The following is a 19,732-nucleotide window of genomic DNA, read 5'->3' on the forward strand; positions in this document are numbered from 1 at the left end:
GTTGCGCGCTCATCCTTAGCTTACACCGTCCTAAGGTCGCTTTTATGAGGTAAACGCAAGTACTTCTTTCTCTCACTGCAACATATTTTATAATAAATGATCATATAAAAAGATGGGCCATATGTCAACTTTTGTTTTCACCCATAAGATGTTTCATGCTCTCCATTTGATCTAAAAAACGCTTCGATTTCAGATAAACCCCTGAATATTCTTCGTAGTACAAGTCAATAACTTGCTTTAATTCATTTTTCGTTTCCTGCTTTAAAGATACATTGCCAATCCTTGAAAGATCGAAGTAATAAAACAGTCTCAAAAGCCTTGCCGTTTGCGGTTTAATCGGCACCTTGTAAGGGTCTTTGTCAAAGCAGCGGTGGCAAATAAAACCGTTATCGCGAACAGAAAAATGGAATGTCCCATCCTGGCTTTTACAATGCACACAGTGATTAAGCTCAGGATACAGTCCCATCACAGCAAGCATCTTCATTTGAACAATGAAGGTAATAACATCTGGGTCTGTTCCTTCGTCAAGCTGTTTAAAGGATTCTAAAATAAATTCAAACAAATAGGGATTTGTTTTTTTTTCTTCTGTGCCTTTGTCAACGAGCTCAGCAATAAAAGCTGCATATGCAGTTAAAAACAAATCCTCTCTGATGCCTCTCATGCTGAGGATCATTTCACCCTGCTGAAGGGTTCCGAGGCCTGTTGTTTTCTGCATTAAGAATGAACCATACAAAAAGGGCTGGCTGACTGCTGATAAACGGCTGTTCGGTTTTTTGGCTCCTCTGGCCATAACACCTATTTTTCCGTGTTCTCTTGTCAGTAAAGTAACAATTTTATTCGTCTCTCCGTAATCATTGGTACGAAGAACGATTCCTTCACATTTTGTCAGCATTTCCGCACCTTCCTAAAACAGGAGCGGTCAAGAGGTCTATAAAATTGGAAAATCAAATCGGGCTAGCTCATCTTCTAGTTCTTCGGGTCTTTCCATGTTCTCTTTTTCCAGTTCTTTAAAAAGAAGATACGTATCAACATTTCCTGTTTGAGAAAATACGTTCCAGGTAAAATTCAACACAAGAAACCCACCTTTCTGTAGTTAAACTAGCTTACCTAAACTCCAAATTCTTACCTTTATCTTGACCAGATGTCCTCCATTTCATGTTAAACAAAATTTGCTAATGTATCCCTGTTCATGTGAGATAATGACACAGCAAGAGATTAATATTCATCCTCTTTAAAGCCGAAGTCGCGAAGCTGGGACATTTTGTTACGCCAGTCTTTCTGCACTTTTACCCACAATTCAAGATAGACGCGAGAACCTAAGAGGGCCTCGATATCCGCTCTCGCTCTTTTTCCGACTTCTTTCAGCAGGCTGCCTTTTTTCCCGATGACAATGCCTTTTTGAGAATCCCGTTCAACCACAATTGTTGCCGCCACGTGCACGGATCCGTTGTCCTGCCCTTTAATCGATTCGATGCTTACCGCAATGCTGTGCGGGATTTCTTCCCTTGTCAGATGCAGCACCTTTTCCCTGATCAACTCAGAAATGATAAAACGCTCCGGATGATCGGTCACCTGGTCACTCGGATAAAACTGCGGACCTTCAGGCAAATATGCTTCAATCTGGGCCAGCAATGTTTCAATGTTATTTCCCTCTAATGCAGAGATCGGAACAATTTCCTTAAAAGGATATCGCCCGCGGTATTCGTCAATTAGCAGAAGCAATTGATCTGGATGGATCTTGTCAATTTTGTTTACGATTAAGAAAACAGGTGTCGAGGTATTCTGCAATTTCTCAATAATGAACTCGTCACCCTTGCCGTAGCCTTCCTCAGCATTGATCATAAATAAGATCAAATCGACTTCTTTTAATGTATTTTGCGCCACTTTCATCATAAAGTCTCCAAGCTTATGCTTAGGCTTATGAATTCCTGGTGTGTCAATAAAAATCGTTTGTGATGTGCCTGTCGTTAATACCCCTTGCACCTTATTTCTTGTTGTTTGGGGTTTATCACTCATGATCGCGATTTTTTGGCCGATCACTCTGTTCAAAAAAGTAGACTTTCCTACGTTTGGTCTTCCGATAATGGATACAAATCCTGATTTAAAGCTTTCGTTCGTCATGTAAATCCTCCGATGAAAATGCGCCTGGCAATAATTCTTCTGCAGTCATTTCTTGTATTTGTCCTTGTAAATTGGTCAGCACGATAATAACGTCCTTTGTGCAGAGCTCAGAAATCACCTGCCGGCAGGCTCCGCACGGTGATACTGGGCCCGGGGTGTCAGCAGCTACTGCCAGCATCTGAAACTCAGTATCGCCTTCAGAAACAGCTTTAAACAAAGCGGTACGCTCAGCGCAGTTGCACATGCTGTATGCCGCATTCTCTATATTGCAGCCTCTGTACACTTTTCCATCTTTGGTAAGAAGAGCGGCTCCTACTTTAAACTTGGAATACGGTGCATATGCCATGTCACGCGCTTTTAAAGCTTCTGTTATCAATTTCTGTCTGTTCATGTGTACATGTTCCTCTCTTACCTATAATGGTACCGCTATCACTTTATATTTTACATAATGGCGCTCCTTTTTTCACGCCCATTTCTAAAAATGTAAAATAAATGTAAGAATTTTCAGCCAGACAGCTTTGGCAAAAAAATAAGTAAACCAATAATACACGAAATCACGGCAAAAACGCAAACAGCCCCGGCAGCAGCGTCCTTAGCCGCCTTAGCAAGCGGGTGATGTTTATCTGTTACTAAATCAACCGTGTGTTCAATAGCTGTATTTAAAAGCTCCAGTGAAAGCATTCCGCCAATCAAAAGAAAAATAATAGCCCACTCTGTCAGGCTGAGATTAACGAGAAAACCGCAAATGATAACGGCGCAGGCAGCCGCGGCATGAAATTGAAAATTCCGCTCCGTCCGCGCCGTTCTCCATATGCCCCGCCCTGCGTGCACGAAGCTCATTAGGAATCGCTTCAGCTCATTTCTATGATCTCTTGAGTCCATAGGCGTCCAGCAAATCCTTTTGCTTAGTAAACATCTCCTCTTCTTCCTCTTTCGTCATATGGTCATATCCTAAAAGATGCAGGAATCCATGTACCGCTAGAAAGCCAAGCTCTCTCTTGAAAGAATGGTTATATTCTTCAGCCTGCTCTCTTGTACGATCTGCACTGATGATAATGTCACCTAGAACCGGCGGCATTTCAGCACCGACAATTTCAACTTCGTCTTCTCCCTCTTCTTCAAGAGCAAAAGAGATGACGTCTGTCGGCGTATCCTTTCCCCGATACTCTTTATTGATCTGCTGAATGTCTTCATTGGTAACGATCGTGACAGAAACCTCAGCCTGGTCCTGAACTCCTTCGCGCTCAGCGGCAAATTGAAGCAGATTTTCTACTTCTTTAAGCATCTCTTCAGAGACACTTCCGGTTTCATCTACGATATCAATCAATAAACTCATCTATTTCACCTTCTTAGTAGCCTCCGGATATTCAATCCGGGAGTGGAAAATTCCTTTTAATGTTGCACAAAGCGTTTTTGCAATTGTATCAAGCTCTTTAAATGTCAAATCGCATTCACTAAACTGTCCGTCCTGAAGCTTATCGGATATAATGCCCCGGACAAGCTTTTCAATTCGTTCAGGATTTGGGTTATGCATCGATCTGACAGCCGCTTCGACACTGTCTGCCACTGATATAATCGCGGCTTCTTTTGACTGCGGCTTCGGTCCCGGGTAACGGAATTCTTCCTCTGTAATCTGATCGCCTTTTTCTTTCGCTTTATAATAAAAGAATTTCAAAAGAGAGGTCCCGTGGTGCTGCTCAGCAATATCCACAAGCTCCTTTGGAAATTTATAGCTCCTCAGCATATTCGCCCCGTCAGTGGTATGCGAAATAATGATATTTTTACTGAGTTGCGGAGAAAGCTTATCATGCGGATTGTCAATATTCATTTGATTTTCAATAAAATATTGCGGCCGCTTTGTTTTTCCGAGGTCGTGATAATACGCACCGACTCTTGCAAGCAAACCATTTGCCCCTACCGCCTCGCAGGCGGCCTCTGACAAATTGGCGACCATGACGCTGTGGTGATATGTACCTGGTGTTTCTGTCAGTATTTTTCGAAGCAGCGGATGGTTAGGGTTGGACAGCTCGATCAGCCTCATTGTGGACAAAATGCCGAAACCTGTCTCAAAAAACGGCATAAGCCCGATAATTAATACGGAGGAAGCAAATCCCGACACAACCCCCATCAGCATTAGCGTCCCGATTTCCAAGCCTGACAGCGCGGTGTTTTGAATCAATAATAGAGATAGAACCACAATCATATTGATAAACGCCACAAAAAGCCCGGTCTGCAAAATTTTTGATCTGCCATTGTGTTTTCCTAAAAACAAAACACCGGAAATACCGCTGATCAAATAATAAATACCAATGACATAATTAAATGTTCCTGTCACACCTTGATTAAACATCATACTTCCGCAAATCGCAAGAATGATACTTCCTAAAATAGCGATCCGTTCATTCATCAGCAGCTTGATTAAGATTGCACCGGCCGCAATGGGAACAAGATAGCCAATATTGTTATATTCCATCTTTTGAAATAAACTGACAACCTCCATAATAACAAGCAAAAGCGTTGTAATAATGGAGAATAATAGGATCGACTTGTTTTTGAATTTCAGATTTTGATTCTGTTTTTCGAAATAGTAAACGAGTGTAGCAATGAAAAGCCCGATCATAATCAAAAGGCCGCTAATCGGTTTGAACAAATTGGAGTTATTTAACAATCCGGTCAGCTCAAGTTTTCTGTACACTTCCCGATCAATGAGGTCATTTTCTTCCACGAGCACCTGCCCCTGTTTGATCTGAACCTGCTGAACATTGTCTGACGCTTCCTGGCGTTTTGCCTCTGTTGCTTTTGGATCGAAGACGTAATTCGGAATAATTGCGTAACGCCCGATTTCCGTGGCGGCTCCTAAATATTTAGACGGGATAGAATTACTCTTCAGTTCTTTTTGCACTTTATCTTTTGCTTCAGATAATTTATCCGACGGGATTTCACTGCTCATCACTGAGTTTACTGCTGTTATGACAGTATCTCTGACAAATGAAAAATCTTCATGGTCCGCCTTCAGCAAAGTCTTGATGGCATCCTCTGATATAGAATCATTCACATCTGACGTCAGCTTATTTTTCACCGACTTAATCATTGTTTTTTCTGATGGTGAACTGCTGTCTTCTTCTGCTGATTTTTTCACTTCACTGATACTGTCGAATATCGATGACACAAGATCAATTCGATTGTCTGTATAATCTTTCTTTAAGGTATATTGATCTTCGACCGCATCCTCAGCAGCTTGCTTTTTTTCCTCTGTCGCTTTTTGATCTTCCACGGTTGCCGGAGCATAAATGGTCTTGTCGCTGACTGAAAACAGGTCTAAATCAAGCGTTTCCGGCTTCACATGTACAAAAAGCAATGCGAACATAATCGCAGCCAGCAGAAGATACAGCAGTACATGCATGGAGCGGGCATTTTTAAAGCCGCGCCACTTTTTTGAGCCGCTTTTGGTCTTCCCCTTCTTTTTCAACACAAGAACCTCCTCTAGAAAATCAAGCTCATAAGCAAAAATGACCCGATAACGCGCGATCGGGTCATTCAGGATTAATTTTGCTTATCGTATGCTTCAATAATTTTCGCAACAAGCGGATGTCTGACCACGTCTGTCTGGTCCAGTTCAATCACAGAAATGCCGTCGATTTCTTTCAGCATCTCTCTCGCTACTGCAAGTCCCGATTTGACGCCTTTCGGCAGATCAATTTGGCTAACGTCACCTGTAATGATCATTTTAGAGCCAAAACCCAGTCTCGTCAAAAACATTTTCATTTGGGCAGGCGTAGTGTTCTGTGCTTCATCAAGTATAACATAGGCGTCATCAAGCGTCCGGCCTCTCATATAAGCGAGCGGAGCGATTTCAATGACTCCTCTTTCCAGCAGCCGTTCTGTATGATCTGTTCCAAGCACATCATGAAGAGCGTCATACAGCGGGCGCAGATAAGGATCTACTTTCTCTTTCAGGTCACCTGGTAAAAAACCGAGGCTTTCACCGGCTTCTACCGCAGGTCTTGTTAAAATGATTTTTTTAATATGTCCGTTTTTCAATGCGTGGACTGCTTTTACGACAGCAAGGTACGTTTTTCCGGTTCCTGCCGGGCCGATGCCAAATACAAGATCATCTCGTTTCATGGCGGCTACGTATTCCCGCTGTCCCATGGTTTTCACACGGATCGATTTGCCTTTTGCGTTTTTTGTAATTTCTTCTTCGTACATGCTTTCAAAATATTCAAGTTCATTCTTTTTTGCCATCTTGATGGCGGAAATCACATCACGTTCAGAGATCTCTATCCCCTTGCGAATTAATGCGAGAAGTGATCCCAGCAGCCTGTCGGCAATCTGAAACGATTCTTCATCGCCTGAAATATAAATCGTTTCGCCTCGCGTAATGATATTTACATCCAGATCTTTCTCCATCAGTGTCAAAAAAGAATCTTGATTCCCGAACAGTGAAAGCGCTTCGTCCGGGCTTTTCAGTTTTTGATTCATCGCAAGTAAATGTTCTGTCATTCTTCAGTCTCCCTGACAATAGGTGTGGTTTGAACGATATCTTCTATAACTTGGTAGAGAATAATCAACTTTACTTTACCATTCTCGACTGTCTGGTGCAAAACTTTTTCACTTTTCACCTCGCCGTCCTCGCCTATTTTACTCTCTACATCCCGTTTACCCATTTTGATTCCTTCTTGAACTGCTTCTTCTTTCGTATATTTTCGCAAAGCCTCTTCACTTTCTCTCGTTTGCTCTTTGATATAAGAAACAGGGAGCTCCAAACCGAGAAAATGAAGCGAATGCTTCTCTTGTTCTGTTTTTGGATGTTTTAATTCTTCTTTTTTAAGCGTTATCCCCCAGATTGGGAAAGCCCATGAGCCAAAAGAAAGCTTGTGCTTTGTCCTTACTTTGCCCGTATAGACGTTAAATAATGTTTCAAGGGGCACCGTTACTTCAGATCTGTACCAAGTCTCGCCGTAAATTTCAGCTTTAGAGGCGACTTCCTGCTGCTCATCTTCGCTTCCGATTAAGCCGGAGACAAGCATTTGCCCCTTTTCCACATGATCATGGATTGCGGCCATGGGCTGTCCTTTCTGCACAAACATTCTTGTAATGGTTGCTTTCTTTTTGGCGACAATGTGGCGCGGACTGACATACTTTTCTTTTTCAGGCTCATTTTTCTCCACAACTTTCATGTGGATGGTCGTGCCTTTCAAATCGACTCCGACCCAAGTGATATTGTCTATGCCGTTGGTTAACGATTTTTGTATTTTTTCGGGAGACTGCATTAAAAATTGCAATCGCCCTTTTTTGACGCCGATTTCCTTCAAATGCTGCATCATTTGGTGCTCCGTTTCAGGCTTTGCACCAGTCACTTCAATTTTCCACACCATATTGGAGAGCAAAAACAATAGGATAAAAAAAAGCGCAAAACCAATTGTAAAACCTAAATTCAGTTTGGATTTCAGCAATAAGAACGGGAACCCTTTTCGATTGATAAAACGGGCTTTACAGTCAAATTCTCTTCTGACACGCCGAAAGGCATGTACATCCTGAAGCTGTATATATAACAAGACGGCTTCTTTCTTTTTTTTCAGATGAAAGATCGGAATCCCTCTTCTTGTGCATTCATTAAGGAGCCGTTCAATGCCTCGTCCCGTCACTTCAAGCTGGACCTTACCACCAAAAAAAGACAGCCATTTATTTTTCACAACATTTCCCCCTCGGCTTTATGACTCAACATATCGAACGACATCAATCGTACCCTCCAAAAGTATTTCTTCCGGAAGAATCGCTTTGATCACAAAGTTTTTTCCTGATATGATGCACTGGCCCTGCTTCAGCATCAGCCTCACTTCATTCTCACTGAACAGCAGAAGGCCTCTGTGGTTTTCTATGTAGATATGAAGTCTGCCGACCATTGTGATCCGCGGCAGATCCATCATAACGTCCGGGGGAATTTCCAATGCTCTTGTCAGCCAAGCTTTTAAACGATTCTTTCTTTGCCCCATACAAAAAGAACCCCCTTTCATCTCATATGTATGATTTGAAAGAGGGTTCTAACACTTAATTTTTGCGGGCTGCTCGCATTGTGTGATGAGGTTTTTTTGCCCTTGGCGGACCGAATACCTCGCCTAAGACAATGCCTTGCACCACAGTGTCTTTATTGACCTGAAGCAGTTTTTGCTTGGTATACACAGATTTATGTTTGGCGGCAGTAAGATCCCGCTCAAGCCCTTTCAGGTTTCTTTCCGTTTCCTTCCGTCTGTCTTCAGCTTCTTGTCTCATCTGTTCCAAGCGGTTTGGAATAGGAGCTGGCGTTTCTTCAGCTGATTGTTTAGTTTGAACAGAAGCAGGTTTCATTGTCTGCGGCTTTTTTCTTTTTTGATTTTGATTGTTTTTTTCTTCTTCTTTTTTCACTTTGCCGAAAATCGTGGAAATAATTCCGATAATCGCTGCAATAACAAGCGGATTCGTCAGTATATCTTCCATCACTATTCTCCCTTCTGCATAGAGAGATTATGATTTGCGGTCTTCATCCGATTGGTCTTTCGTTAATTTACCGAATGAATCACGCATATCTGTGTCTGCATCAATGTTTTTAATATTCATGTAGTCCATGACGCCGATATTTCCTTCGCGCAAAGCTTCGGCCATCGCAAGCGGCACTTCCGCTTCGGCTTCAACCACTTTAGCTCGCATTTCTTCTACACGTGCGCGCATTTCCTGTTCTTGAGCAACAGCCATTGCACGGCGTTCTTCGGCTTTGGCCTGTGCAATATTTTTGTCAGCCTCTGCCTGATCCGTCTGCAAGATCGCCCCGATGTTTTTACCAATGTCAACATCAGCAATATCAATCGAAAGAATTTCAAAGGCGGTTCCTGAATCCAGGCCTTTACCGAGAACCGTTTGAGAAATCATATCAGGGTTCTCCAGCACTTTTTTGTGATTTTCGGATGAACCGATTGTAGAGACGATGCCTTCGCCTACACGGGCTACAATCGTTTCCTCACCCGCCCCCCCGACGAGGCGGTCGATATTGGCTCTTACTGTAATTCTCGCTTTCGCCTTCACTTCAATTCCGTCCATGGCAACACCTGCAATAAACGGTGTTTCAATGACCTTCGGATTAACGCTCATTTGCACGGCTTCCAATACATCACGTCCGGCAAGGTCGATGGCTGCACAGCGTTCAAATGTAAGCTCAATATTAGCACGCTGAGCTGCGATAAGTGCGTTAACGACTCTATCTACATTCCCTCCGGCAAGATAGTGGCTTTCAAGCTGGTTTGTTCCAACGTCGAGTCCCGCTTTATGCGCTTTAATCAGCGGATTAACCACCCGGTTCGGTATGACGCGGCGAAGCCTCATCCCTATTAGAGTGAAAATGCTGATTTTAACTCCGGCTGCTAAAGCTGAAATCCAGAGCATAACAGGTACAAATGTAAAAAATACAGCTAAAACAATGATCCCTACTACGACAATAGCCAGTATCATTAATGTTGATGGGTCCATGCTACTTCTCCTCGTTTCTGTTTAAATTTCTCTCACGACAATGCGCGAGCCTTCCACTTTGATTACTTTTACTTTTTTATCTTTCTCTGTAAATAATCCTTCAGATACCACATCAAGACGTTCATCATCGATAATGACGGTTCCCGCGGGACGCAGCGGCGTAAAGGTCACGCCCTCCTTGCCGATTAAGTCCGTGCGCGTTTGGTTTGACACATAACCGCTCTCTGTATTTGTAGAATCATTTAATATAAATTTCTTAAAGAATTTCATACGCTTTCCCAACACCCTTGTCAGTAAAATGAAAGCTGTAATGGAAACAGCTGAGGCGATCAAGAGAGAAACCGCCATGACTGTGAAGCTTCCCGCGGCCAAAAATAAGCTCGCAACAATTGCTCCCAAGCCAAGTAAACCAATAATTCCTCCGGGGAGGAATATCTCCATCAGGATCAGAATCACCCCTGCTATAAAGAGGAGAACCGTTTCATATCCGGCAAGACCCGTTGCAAGATGTCCGTAAAAAAACAGGATCAAAGCGATCAATCCTGCTGTTCCAGGCAGACCGACACCAGGAGAAAAAAGCTCAACAGTAAGGCCTAAAAAGGCAATTGTCAATAAAATAGGAACAACAATCGGACTGGTCAGCCACCTTGCTGCCTTTTCTGCAAAGCTTTCCTCAGCATAGCTGATATGTGCATCTTCGTATCCAAGCTTCTTCACAAGCGCGGAAAGATTGTTAACAGTTCCTTCTGAATAGCCTACGTCAACAGCTTTTTCCGCATTCAGTGTAAGCAGATCTCCCTTCGGCGCGCCCGCTTCTCTTGCATCTACATCAGGGTCTGCCATGGCACGCGCATATTTTGGATCACGGTTGTTTTTTGCTGCAGCATCTTCCAGCTCCGCAAGCCAGAATGATTCAGCTTTTTTGTCAGCAGCATTGCCTTTACCGTCTATGATCGCCGCGGCTCCCATCTTTCCTCCGGGCGCCATATAAATGGCGTCAGCCTGTAACGCGATATATGCACCAGCAGACAATGCCCGTTTGTTTACATAAGCAGTTATCGGGATATCCGTTTCGTTGATCGTGTCCGCTATTTCAATAGCTGATTTCACCAGTCCTCCCGGTGTGTTAATATCAAGAATAATATGGTTTGCATGCTGAGCCTCTGCATCTTGTAGCGAACGTGACAAAAACGAGGCGAGACCCTGTTCGACATTTTTTTCAACGGGAATGACGTAGACGGTTTGTTTTTCTGCTTTTGTGTGCAGCTGAACTCCTAATAATGATAGTAGAAATATGCTCAAAAGAGCCGCTCGGAATCCTTTTGTTTGAAGCAAGGGCGATGTATCCCTCCTTCCTCGTATAGTAAGTGCCTTCTCTTCATACGTAACAAATGTATCAAAGGTTTCATTTTTTTATGTATAAAAAAAGACATCTCTCTTAGAAAGATGTCCTTTTCTTCGCCATTTAAGACAGTTGACTGCTCACAAGCTTATTAATTAAACTTCCGTCAGCTTTACCTTTTACTTTAGGCATAATTGCCCCCATCACTTTGCCCATGTCCGCTTTTGAGCTCGCACCGACCTCCGCGATGGTTTCATTTACGATTGTACGCAGCTCTTCTTCTGATAGTTGCTGTGGTAAATAAACTTCTAAAATGTCCAGCTCTTTTTGAACTTTATCTACTAAATCTAAACGATTAGCGTTTGAAAATTCCTGGAGGGAGTCTTTACGTTGCTTAAGTTCACGAGAAAGGACAGTGAGTTCCTCATCCTCGGTCAAACTGTCTTTCTTAAGCTTAATTGCTTCGTTTTGAAGTGAAGCCTTAACCATTCGAACGACAGTCAGTTTGTCTTTCTCACGGCTTTTCATATATAGCTTCATATCTTGGTTAAGTCGCTCAAGAAGACTCATAAATCCACCCTCTTTTAGAATTTGCGTTTTCTAGCAGCTTCAGACTTTTTCTTGCGCTTTACGCTAGGTTTTTCATAAAATTCGCGCTTTCTTGCTTCTTGCAAAGTACCTGTCTTTGATACACTGCGTTTGAAGCGACGAAGAGCATCTTCAAGCGATTCGTTTTTTCTAACGACCGTTTTTGACATTCTCTTTCCCTCCCTCCGAATACACCAATCGACTACCTTTAAGTTACACATATAAACATGTACTTTGACATTATAATATAAGCCTTCAGTCAGGTCAACTAAGTGAGTTCACTTTTCCGTCATGAGCGGGACTGCCTGTCTATATAATGATAGAAAGGGGTTGGTGAATAAAATGTTGCTTCTGATTAGTTTTACTGCTCTTATATTATTCTTTCTCGCAGGAATGAACATGCTTCGGAAAGGTTTAATTTCGCTGGCGTATTCAAAAATTGAAGAGCAGCTGCTGATTTTTACGGATCATCCATTAAAAGCATTCCTCATCAGTATTGTTTTTACAGGATTTCTCCAAAGCAGCTCCGCCTTTATGGTAATTGTCATCGGATTTGTAAGTGCGGGGGCCCTTTCTTTTAAACGGACTATACCGATGATCCTTGGAACAAATGTCGGATCTACCTTTACAACCGAATTTCTTGCAATCAAAATGGATGTGTTGATTTGGATTCTATTGATTGGCGGTTTGCTGTTTTTTCTGACGGGCAGGTATCCGTTCAAGCAGCTGGGAACAAGCTTTCTCGGACTCGGAATTATCTTTTTTTGCATCAGCGGCTTCAGCCGTCTTGCAGAACCGCTTACTCAGCTGAAAACAGGTGCAGGGATTCTTCATCATGTAAACGACTCAAACTGGTCTGCTTTGCTTATCGGCATGGTGTTAACTGCAATCATTCACTCAAGTTCTGTCTGCATCGGCATTTTAATGAGCTTTATGAATGAAGGCGTTATTGGACTGACACAGGCAATGAGCGTTGTGCTTGGGTCAAACATCGGGACATGCATTACAGCTGTCATGGCTGCTGTATCCGGCGGATATGCCGCAAAACAGACAGCGTGCGCCCATGTTTTGTTTAACATAATCGGCGTAGCAATTGTATTCCCGTTTTTGGCGGCAGCGACCGGATTTGTTGAACAGCTCTCGGCAGACCCTGCCCAAAGAATCGCCCATTTCAGTCTGCTATTTAATGTCGTATCAGCTCTTTTGTTTTTACCGCTTACCAACTTGTTCTACAGCTTTATTAAACTGCTTATCCCAGCTAAAAACTGAACATAAAAAACCGGCACATTCAGATGCACCGGTTTTTCAGATTAAGAAGACATACGCATTTGTTCTGTTATGTCATCCTCAACAATACGGACAAACTGTCCTTCATTGTATGGATAGCCTGCTTTTAGTATTTTTACTTTCACGATTTTGCCGATCATGTCTTCCGTACCTTTGAAAACAACTTTCATGTAGTTGTCTGTGTAGCCGACATACATGTTTTCTTCATCTGATTCTTTAAATGCTTCCTCAGGAATAATTTCAAGGACTTCATTTTCATAATCAGAGGCATATTCCTTCGCAAGCTGGTCAGAAAGTGCAATCAGGCGGTGTACACGTTCGTTTTTGACGTTTTCATCCACTTGGTCTTCCATCCGCGCAGCTGGCGTTCCCGTACGTTTGCTGTAAGGGAAAACATGCAGTTCAGAGAATCTGTTTTCTTTGATAAAGTTATAGGTTTCCATAAATTCTTCTTCTGTTTCACCAGGGAAGCCTACAATGACATCGGAGGTTACGGCTAAGCCCGGAAGTGCTTTTTTCAGCTTATTTAAACGGTCAGCGAAAAATTCCATAGTGTATTTGCGTCTCATCCGTTTAAGCACTGTGTTTGATCCGGATTGAATCGGAATGTGCAAATGGCGCACAATCTTATCTGAACGGTCTAAAACTTCAATCACTTCGTCTGTGATCTGGCTTGCCTCAATGGACGAAATTCTGATCCGTTTCACACCTTGAACACGGGCGTCAAGTTCTCTCAAAAGCTTGGCAAAGTTGTAATCTTTCATATCTTCACCGTAGCCGCCTGTATGAATACCAGTAAGTACGATTTCTTTATAACCCGCATCAACAAGCTGCTGTGCTTGTTTAATAACTTCCTCCGGGTCACGTGAACGGAGAAGTCCGCGCGCCCACGGAATGATACAGAACGTGCAGAAGTTATTGCAGCCTTCCTGTATTTTTAATGACGCTCTTGTCCGGTCTGTGAAAGCAGGTACATCAAGCTCTTCATATACTCTAGCTTTCATAATGTTGCTGACGCCATTGATCGGCTGACGCTCTTCACGATATTGATCGATGTAGCCGAGCATTTTTTCACGATCCTGAGTTCCGACTACAATGTCAACACCCGGGATTGCCATAATCTCCGCTGGCGAGGTTTGCGCATAACAGCCTGTGACGCAGATGACGCCGTCAGGATTTTGACGAATGGCGCGTCTGATCACTTGTCGGCTTTTTTTATCTCCCGTATTTGTTACCGTACATGTATTAATGACATATACGTCAGCTGTTTGTTCAAAGTCTCTTCTTTCATAGCCCGCATCTTTGAAAAGCTGCCAGATTGCTTCTGTTTCATAATGATTGACTTTGCAGCCAAGCGTATGGAACGCAACAGTTGCCATTATTGATCACCTCTTAATAACTCTGTATGATAAGAAATTGCGCTCAGCGCGTATAGCGGAGCGGTTTCTGTCCTTAAAATTCTCGGTCCGAGGCCGCACGGAACAGCGTTTTTCGCCGTGAGCCGCTCAACCTCCGCTTCTGTTAAACCGCCTTCGGGACCGAATACGATCAAAAGGGATGATCCTTTCGGAAGGCTGCTTACAACTGCGCTGAACGAGCTTGTTTCTCCTTGCTTCGATGACTCTTCGTATGCAACGACACATTTATCGAAATTCTGCACCTTTTCAAGAAGCTGCTGAAAGGAATGGATATCCAGCACTTGCGGCACTTCGTTTCGGTACGATTGCTCCGCCGCTTCCTTCGCAATTTTTGTCCATCTTTCCCGCTTTTTCTTAGCTTTCTTGTCATCCAGCTTGACAACAGAGCGTGCGGCTTGCAGAGGAATAAAGGCATGAGCTCCCAGCTCAGTCCCCTTTTGGATAATCCATTCAAGTTTATCCCCTTTCGGGAGGCCGCTTGCAATATAAACCTTTATCGGAAGCTCTCTGTTTTCATTCGTCCATTCTATCATAAGACAGGACACTTTTTCTTTGGTAACAGATTGAAGTTCACATTTTGCTTCGAAGCCGTCCTGAGAACAGCAGATAATCTCGTCTCCCTCGTTCATTCTCATGACATTTACAATATGATGAACATCTTCTCCGGTAATTGAAATAGCCGGCGCTTCCTCCATTTGCTGCTTCGTGAGCTCGATAAAATATCGTTGCATACGCTGTGACACCTACTAACTGTTATTTTTTCGCAATAATGCTGACCCAATCTTCCATTGAGAGGATTTCCACAATGGTAAAACCAGCCTGTTCCAATGCTTCTTTTACCTCTTGCTTTTTTTGGCTGATAATTCCTGAAGTAATAAAGTGCCCGCCGTCTTTCAGCAGATGATAAGCCTGTGAAGTAAAACGAAGGATGACTTCAGCCAAAATGTTGGCAACGATCACATCATGTTCTCCTGAAATCCCGTCTAACAAATTATTTTGTTTGACTTGAGCTATATCGCTAACCTTGTTTAACTTCAAATTGAGACGTGCGCTTTCTACAGCAACGGGATCAAGATCATAGGCATGAACCGATTCAGCCTCAAGCATTGCAGCCGCAATACTTAAAATTCCGGAACCTGTACCTACATCAATCACCTTATCACCCTTTTGCACAAAGCGTTCAAGCGCCTGAATACAAAGTACGGTTGTCGGGTGTGTGCCTGTTCCGAATGCCATTCCCGGGTCCATTTCAATAATCAGCTCATCCGTATGTACCGGCGTATAGTCCTCCCACGTCGGCACAATCGTAAACTTTTCAGAAATTTTCACAGGGTGGTAATACTTTTTCCAAGCAGTCGCCCATTCCTCTTCGTTCACTTCGGAAATGGTGATATGGTTTCTGCCCAAATCAATATCATAAAGAAGCAGATTATTAATTGTTTCTTTTATGCCCTCTACCGTTTCTCCAAGAAAGCTGTTGACCGGCAGATACGCTTTGACAATGACACCCTCGTTCGGATAATCATTGGGGTCGAGCTGGTAGATTTCCCCGTACACATTCTCACGTTCTTTAATTAAATCAAGCGGGTCCTCTATCACAACCCCACTCGCACCAGCTTCATGCAAAATATTTGAGATAGGTTCGACCGCTTCATGTGTTGTGTGAATGCTTAATTCGGACCATTTCAAAACTACCAACTCCTCATCCAATAATTAATCGCCTTTAAACGCGCGTTTTACCTTATCAAAGAAACTCATTTCCTGTTCATCAGGCAGGTTTCCGCTGACTTCGGCAAATTCGCGGATAATATCTTTTTGTTTATCTGTCAAGTTTGTCGGAGTGACAACGCGGACGACGATATGCTGGTCACCCTGTCCATAGCCTCTGACATTTTGAACGCCTTTGCCTCTTAATCTGAATTTTGTTCCTGTTTGTGTACCGGCAGGGATTTTCAATTTCACTTTCCCGTGAAGCGTCGGAACTTCCACTTCATCTCCAAGCGCGGCTTGAGCAAACGTTAACGGCATTTCACAGTAAATATCATCTCCGTCGCGCTCAAAGAATTCGTGGGCGCGCACGTGGAATACGACAAATAAATCCCCGGCAGGGCCGCCGTTTACGCCTGGTTCACCCTGTCCTGAGAGACGCAGCTGCTGCCCGTCATCTACACCGGCAGGAATTGTGACGTTGATTTTTTTGCGTTTTTTGATTTTTCCTTTGCCGCCGCAATCCGCACATTTGTTTTTAATGATTTTACCTGTACCTTCGCAGTGGTGGCAGACTCGTCTGTTGACAACTTTACCAAACGGCGTGTTTTGCTCCACATTTAGCTGACCGGAGCCTCCGCAGTGTGAGCACGTTTCCGGATTTGTACCAGGTTTCGCCCCTGAGCCTTTACATGTATCGCATGTTTCCTCACGCGGAATCTCGATGGTCGTTTCTTTTCCGAAAACGGCATCCTCAAATGACAAAGTCATCGTATATTGCAGATCCGCCCCTTGACGCGGTGCATTCGGATCTCTTCGTCTAGTGCCGCCGCCGAAAATACTTGAGAAAATATCATCGAAACCAAAACCGCCGAAGTCGCCGCCGCCAAAACCGCCGCCGCCGAAGCCTTGGTTAGGATCAGTATGGCCAAATTGGTCGTAATGAGACCGTTTTTGGTCATCAGACAGCGTTTCGTATGCTTCTTTGACTTCTTTAAACTTTTCATCTGATCCGGCTTCTTTGTTAATGTCAGGATGATATTTTTTTGACAGCTTTCGATAAGCCTTTTTTATTTCATCCTTTGAAGCGCTCTTACTTACACCCAGCACTTCATAGTAATCACGCTTACTCATCTACTTCACTCTCCCGAATTTCTCACATAAATTAGATTGTATCATTTTGAATTATGATTTTTCAATTCCTTTTATCCCGGGCAAGAAAAAAAGTCAAAGCCAAGAGATGCCTGACTTTGACTTTCTAACCATTGAATCAGATTATGAAATATGTTCTTTTCAGCCAGCCCAAAAGCGGGCTGACTCAGAAAGAAACTTATTTTTTGTTTTGGTCGTCGTTTACTTCTTCGTATTCAGCGTCGACAACGTTGTCATCAGCTTTGCCTTCAGCGTTTGCTCCGTCTTGAGCTTGCTGTGCTTTAGCAGCTTCTTCATAAAGCTTCATAGAAAGCTCTTGAACGATTGCTTGAAGCTCATCTTTTTTCGCTTTGATCTCTTCAAATTCGTTTTTCTCAATCGCTGCTTTTAAGGCGTCTTTGGCATCGTTGGCTTTTTTCACTTGTTCTTCGTCCACTTTGCCTTCAAGATCTTTTAATGTTTTCTCAGTTTGGAAAACAAGCTGATCTGCTTCGTTGCGGACTTCGATTTCTTCTTTTTTCTTCGCATCAGCGTCAGCATTTTCTTCCGCTTCTTTTACCATGCGTTCGATCTCATCATCAGAAAGACCTGAAGAAGATTTGATTGTGATGTTTTGTTCTTTTCCTGTGCCTAAGTCTTTTGCTCTTACATTTACGATACCGTTTTTGTCAATATCGAAAGAAACTTCGATTTGAGGCACGCCGCGCGGTGCTGGCGGGATATCAGTAAGCTGGAAGCGGCCGAGTGTTTTGTTGTCGGCAGACATTGGGCGCTCACCTTGAAGAACATGGATATCAACAGCTGTTTGGTTATCAGCAGCAGTTGAGAACACTTGTGATTTGCTTGTCGGAATTGTTGTGTTGCGGTCGATCAGTTTTGTGAACACGCCGCCCATTGTTTCAATACCGAGAGAAAGCGGTGTAACGTCAAGAAGAACAACGTCTTTTACGTCACCAGTGATAACGCCGCCCTGAATTGCAGCACCAAGCGCTACAACTTCATCCGGGTTTACGCCTTTATGCGCTTCTTTTCCAGTTTCTTTTTTGATTGCTTCTTGTACGGCAGGAATACGAGTTGATCCGCCGACAAGGATGACTTTGTCGATTTCGCTTGCAGAAAGTCCTGCATCTTGAAGCGCTTGACGGACAGGGCCCATTGTGCGCTCTACTAAATGAGAAGAAAGCTCTTCGAATTTAGCGCGAGTTAATGTAAGTTCAAGGTGAAGCGGTCCTGCTTCTCCAGCTGTGATAAACGGTAAAGAAATTTGCGTAGAAGATACGCCGGAAAGATCTTTTTTCGCTTTTTCTGCTGCGTCTTTCAAACGCTGAAGCGCCATTTTGTCTTTTGACAGATCAATGCCGTTTTCTTTTTTGAATTCAGACACAAGATGATCGATGATAACTTGGTCAAAATCGTCTCCGCCCAGACGGTTGTCACCGGCAGTTGAACGAACTTCGAATACACCGTCGCCAAGTTCAAGGATGGAAACGTCGAATGTACCGCCGCCAAGGTCGTATACCAGGATCGTTTGATCTTCATCTGTTTTATCAAGTCCGTATGCAAGCGCTGCTGCAGTCGGCTCGTTGATGATACGTTCTACTTCAAGACCTGCGATTTTACCAGCGTCTTTTGTCGCTTGACGCTCAGCATCGTTAAAGTATGCAGGAACTGTGATAACTGCTTTTGATACTGTTTCGCCAAGATAGCTTTCAGCGTATGATTTAAGGTGTTGAAGGATGATAGCAGACACTTCTTGAGGAGTGTAATCTTTTCCTTCAATTTCAACTTTGTAATCTGTACCCATATGGCGTTTGACAGACATAATTGTGTTAGGGTTTGTGATAGATTGGCGTTTAGCCACTTCCCCTACTTGGCGTTCGCCGTTTTTGAATGCGACAACTGATGGAGTTGTGCGGTTTCCTTCAGCGTTAGCAATAACTTTAGGCTCGCCGCCTTCAAGCACTGCCACACATGAGTTTGTTGTACCTAAGTCGATTCCGATAACTTTACTCACTTGAATAACCTCCTGCTATGTAATTATTGATTCACTTTTACCATGGAAGGGCGAATGACGCGATCCTTCAGCTTGTAGCCTTTTTGCATTTCCTCAACGACAATGTTGGAGCCGTAGTTTTCATCTTCAGCCTGCATAACGGCTTGGTGAAGGTTCGGATCAAATTCCTGTCCTACAGCCTCGATTGCTTCTACGCCTTCTTTATTCAAGGCTTCTACGAGCTGGCGGTGGACCATTTCCATTCCTTGGAGCAAACTTTTCGTCTGTTCATTGTCGGCTTCAACCTGAAGCGCTCTTTCAAAGCTGTCAAGAGCCGGCAGCAATTCAGTAACGATGTTTTGAGAACGGTATTTCTGTGACGCTTCCATTTCTAAGCGGCTGCGTCGTTTATAGTTTTCAAAGTCTGCTTGAACACGCAAAAGTTTGTTTTCCTTTTCCTCAAGCAAACCTTGCAATTCGTTAATTTGATTTTGAAGAAGTTCGCTTTCGTTTGTTTCTTCCTGCTGTTCTTCAGCGGCAGCTTGTTCTTCGATTACTTCTTGCTCTTCTGTTTCGTTTTGTTCCGCGGTTTGTTTTTCTTCTGACATTGTGTTCACCTCCCTC

The 19,732-nt window shown here is 43.3% G+C and carries 22 protein-coding genes; 1 reads left to right on the forward strand and 21 read right to left on the reverse strand.

The window, feature by feature from the left end; translation table 11 throughout:
* Positions 1–124: 124 nt before the first annotated feature.
* The 15 genes from recO to rpsU form a co-directional block, all read right to left on the reverse strand.
* A complete protein-coding gene (gene recO / locus NSS75_RS13470) occupies positions 125–892 on the reverse strand; it encodes a DNA repair protein RecO (protein ID WP_213417747.1) in 768 nt (255 codons plus the stop codon).
* 36 nt (positions 893–928) lie between these two features.
* Positions 929–1,072: a YqzL family protein gene (locus NSS75_RS13475; protein WP_024122087.1), complete on the reverse strand. Its 144-nt coding sequence runs from the start codon at positions 1,070–1,072 to the stop codon at positions 929–931.
* 143 nt (positions 1,073–1,215) lie between these two features.
* On the reverse strand, positions 1,216–2,121 hold the full coding sequence (gene era / locus NSS75_RS13480; RefSeq protein ID WP_010334979.1) for a GTPase Era: 906 nt from the start codon (positions 2,119–2,121) through the stop codon (positions 1,216–1,218).
* The gene (gene cdd, locus NSS75_RS13485; protein WP_024122088.1) at positions 2,102–2,512 is read right to left on the reverse strand and encodes a cytidine deaminase; all 411 of its coding nucleotides are present in this window, start codon (positions 2,510–2,512) and stop codon (positions 2,102–2,104) included. The genes era and cdd overlap by 20 nt, the downstream gene beginning before the upstream one ends.
* 113 nt (positions 2,513–2,625) lie before the next feature.
* Positions 2,626–3,003: a diacylglycerol kinase family protein gene (locus NSS75_RS13490; protein ID WP_024122089.1), complete on the reverse strand. Its 378-nt coding sequence runs from the start codon at positions 3,001–3,003 to the stop codon at positions 2,626–2,628.
* Entirely contained in the window at positions 2,984–3,457 is a 474-nt protein-coding gene (gene ybeY / locus NSS75_RS13495; RefSeq protein ID WP_010334982.1) for an rRNA maturation RNase YbeY, read from the reverse strand. Before ybeY ends, NSS75_RS13490 begins: the two co-directional genes overlap by 20 nt.
* Positions 3,458–5,593 (reverse strand): cyclic-di-AMP phosphodiesterase PgpH, encoded by a 2,136-nt coding sequence (gene pgpH / locus NSS75_RS13500; RefSeq protein ID WP_081638339.1) that lies wholly within the window; start codon positions 5,591–5,593, stop codon positions 3,458–3,460. It lies immediately after the preceding gene.
* Positions 5,594–5,664: 71 nt separating this feature from the next.
* Complete coding sequence (locus tag NSS75_RS13505; protein WP_024122091.1) at positions 5,665–6,624, reverse strand: PhoH family protein; 960 nt, start codon at positions 6,622–6,624, stop codon at positions 5,665–5,667.
* Positions 6,621–7,817, reverse strand: coding sequence for a sporulation protein YqfD (gene yqfD / locus NSS75_RS13510; RefSeq protein ID WP_024122092.1), 1,197 nt, complete (start codon positions 7,815–7,817; stop codon positions 6,621–6,623). Before yqfD ends, NSS75_RS13505 begins: the two co-directional genes overlap by 4 nt.
* A gap of 18 nt (positions 7,818–7,835) precedes the next feature.
* Positions 7,836–8,117 (reverse strand): sporulation protein YqfC, encoded by a 282-nt coding sequence (gene yqfC / locus NSS75_RS13515; RefSeq protein ID WP_024122093.1) that lies wholly within the window; start codon positions 8,115–8,117, stop codon positions 7,836–7,838.
* Positions 8,118–8,172: 55 nt separating this feature from the next.
* Positions 8,173–8,598, reverse strand: a complete 426-nt coding sequence (locus NSS75_RS13520) for a hypothetical protein (protein WP_101861057.1) — start codon at positions 8,596–8,598, stop codon at positions 8,173–8,175.
* Between the two features lie 27 nt (positions 8,599–8,625).
* The gene (gene floA, locus NSS75_RS13525) at positions 8,626–9,621 is read right to left on the reverse strand and encodes a flotillin-like protein FloA (RefSeq protein WP_024122095.1); all 996 of its coding nucleotides are present in this window, start codon (positions 9,619–9,621) and stop codon (positions 8,626–8,628) included.
* Positions 9,622–9,642: 21 nt separating this feature from the next.
* Positions 9,643–10,956 carry a nodulation protein NfeD gene (locus NSS75_RS13530; RefSeq protein WP_024122096.1) on the reverse strand — a complete coding sequence of 438 codons (1,314 nt, stop codon included), beginning with the start codon at positions 10,954–10,956 and terminating at the stop codon, positions 9,643–9,645.
* A gap of 130 nt (positions 10,957–11,086) precedes the next feature.
* Complete coding sequence (locus NSS75_RS13535; RefSeq protein WP_010334989.1) at positions 11,087–11,533, reverse strand: GatB/YqeY domain-containing protein; 447 nt, start codon at positions 11,531–11,533, stop codon at positions 11,087–11,089.
* Positions 11,534–11,547: 14 nt separating this feature from the next.
* Positions 11,548–11,721, reverse strand: coding sequence for a 30S ribosomal protein S21 (gene rpsU, locus NSS75_RS13540; protein ID WP_003152957.1), 174 nt, complete (start codon positions 11,719–11,721; stop codon positions 11,548–11,550).
* A 172-nt stretch (positions 11,722–11,893) separates the two neighbouring features.
* Between rpsU and NSS75_RS13545 the strand changes: the two genes are divergently transcribed.
* A complete protein-coding gene (locus NSS75_RS13545; protein WP_103672286.1) occupies positions 11,894–12,820 on the forward strand; it encodes a Na/Pi symporter in 927 nt (308 codons plus the stop codon).
* 41 nt (positions 12,821–12,861) lie between these two features.
* Here the strand turns inward: NSS75_RS13545 and mtaB are convergent, their stop codons facing one another.
* The 6 genes from mtaB to grpE form a co-directional block, all read right to left on the reverse strand.
* Positions 12,862–14,217, reverse strand: a complete 1,356-nt coding sequence (gene mtaB / locus NSS75_RS13550; protein WP_024122098.1) for a tRNA (N(6)-L-threonylcarbamoyladenosine(37)-C(2))-methylthiotransferase MtaB — start codon at positions 14,215–14,217, stop codon at positions 12,862–12,864.
* On the reverse strand, positions 14,217–14,987 hold the full coding sequence (locus NSS75_RS13555) for a 16S rRNA (uracil(1498)-N(3))-methyltransferase (protein WP_103672287.1): 771 nt from the start codon (positions 14,985–14,987) through the stop codon (positions 14,217–14,219). Before NSS75_RS13555 ends, mtaB begins: the two co-directional genes overlap by 1 nt.
* Positions 14,988–15,009: 22 nt before the next feature.
* On the reverse strand, positions 15,010–15,945 hold the full coding sequence (prmA, locus tag NSS75_RS13560; RefSeq protein WP_213417748.1) for a 50S ribosomal protein L11 methyltransferase: 936 nt from the start codon (positions 15,943–15,945) through the stop codon (positions 15,010–15,012).
* 24 nt (positions 15,946–15,969) lie between these two features.
* Complete coding sequence (gene dnaJ / locus NSS75_RS13565) at positions 15,970–17,097, reverse strand: molecular chaperone DnaJ (protein ID WP_024122101.1); 1,128 nt, start codon at positions 17,095–17,097, stop codon at positions 15,970–15,972.
* 196 nt (positions 17,098–17,293) lie between these two features.
* Positions 17,294–19,129 carry a molecular chaperone DnaK gene (dnaK, locus tag NSS75_RS13570; protein WP_024122102.1) on the reverse strand — a complete coding sequence of 612 codons (1,836 nt, stop codon included), beginning with the start codon at positions 19,127–19,129 and terminating at the stop codon, positions 17,294–17,296.
* A gap of 23 nt (positions 19,130–19,152) precedes the next feature.
* Entirely contained in the window at positions 19,153–19,716 is a 564-nt protein-coding gene (grpE, locus tag NSS75_RS13575; RefSeq protein ID WP_024122103.1) for a nucleotide exchange factor GrpE, read from the reverse strand.
* Positions 19,717–19,732 lie beyond the last annotated feature (16 nt).

This window comes from Bacillus sp. FSL K6-1012 (genome assembly GCF_037964915.1).
GTDB classification, from domain to species: Bacteria; Bacillota; Bacilli; order Bacillales; family Bacillaceae; genus Bacillus; species Bacillus halotolerans.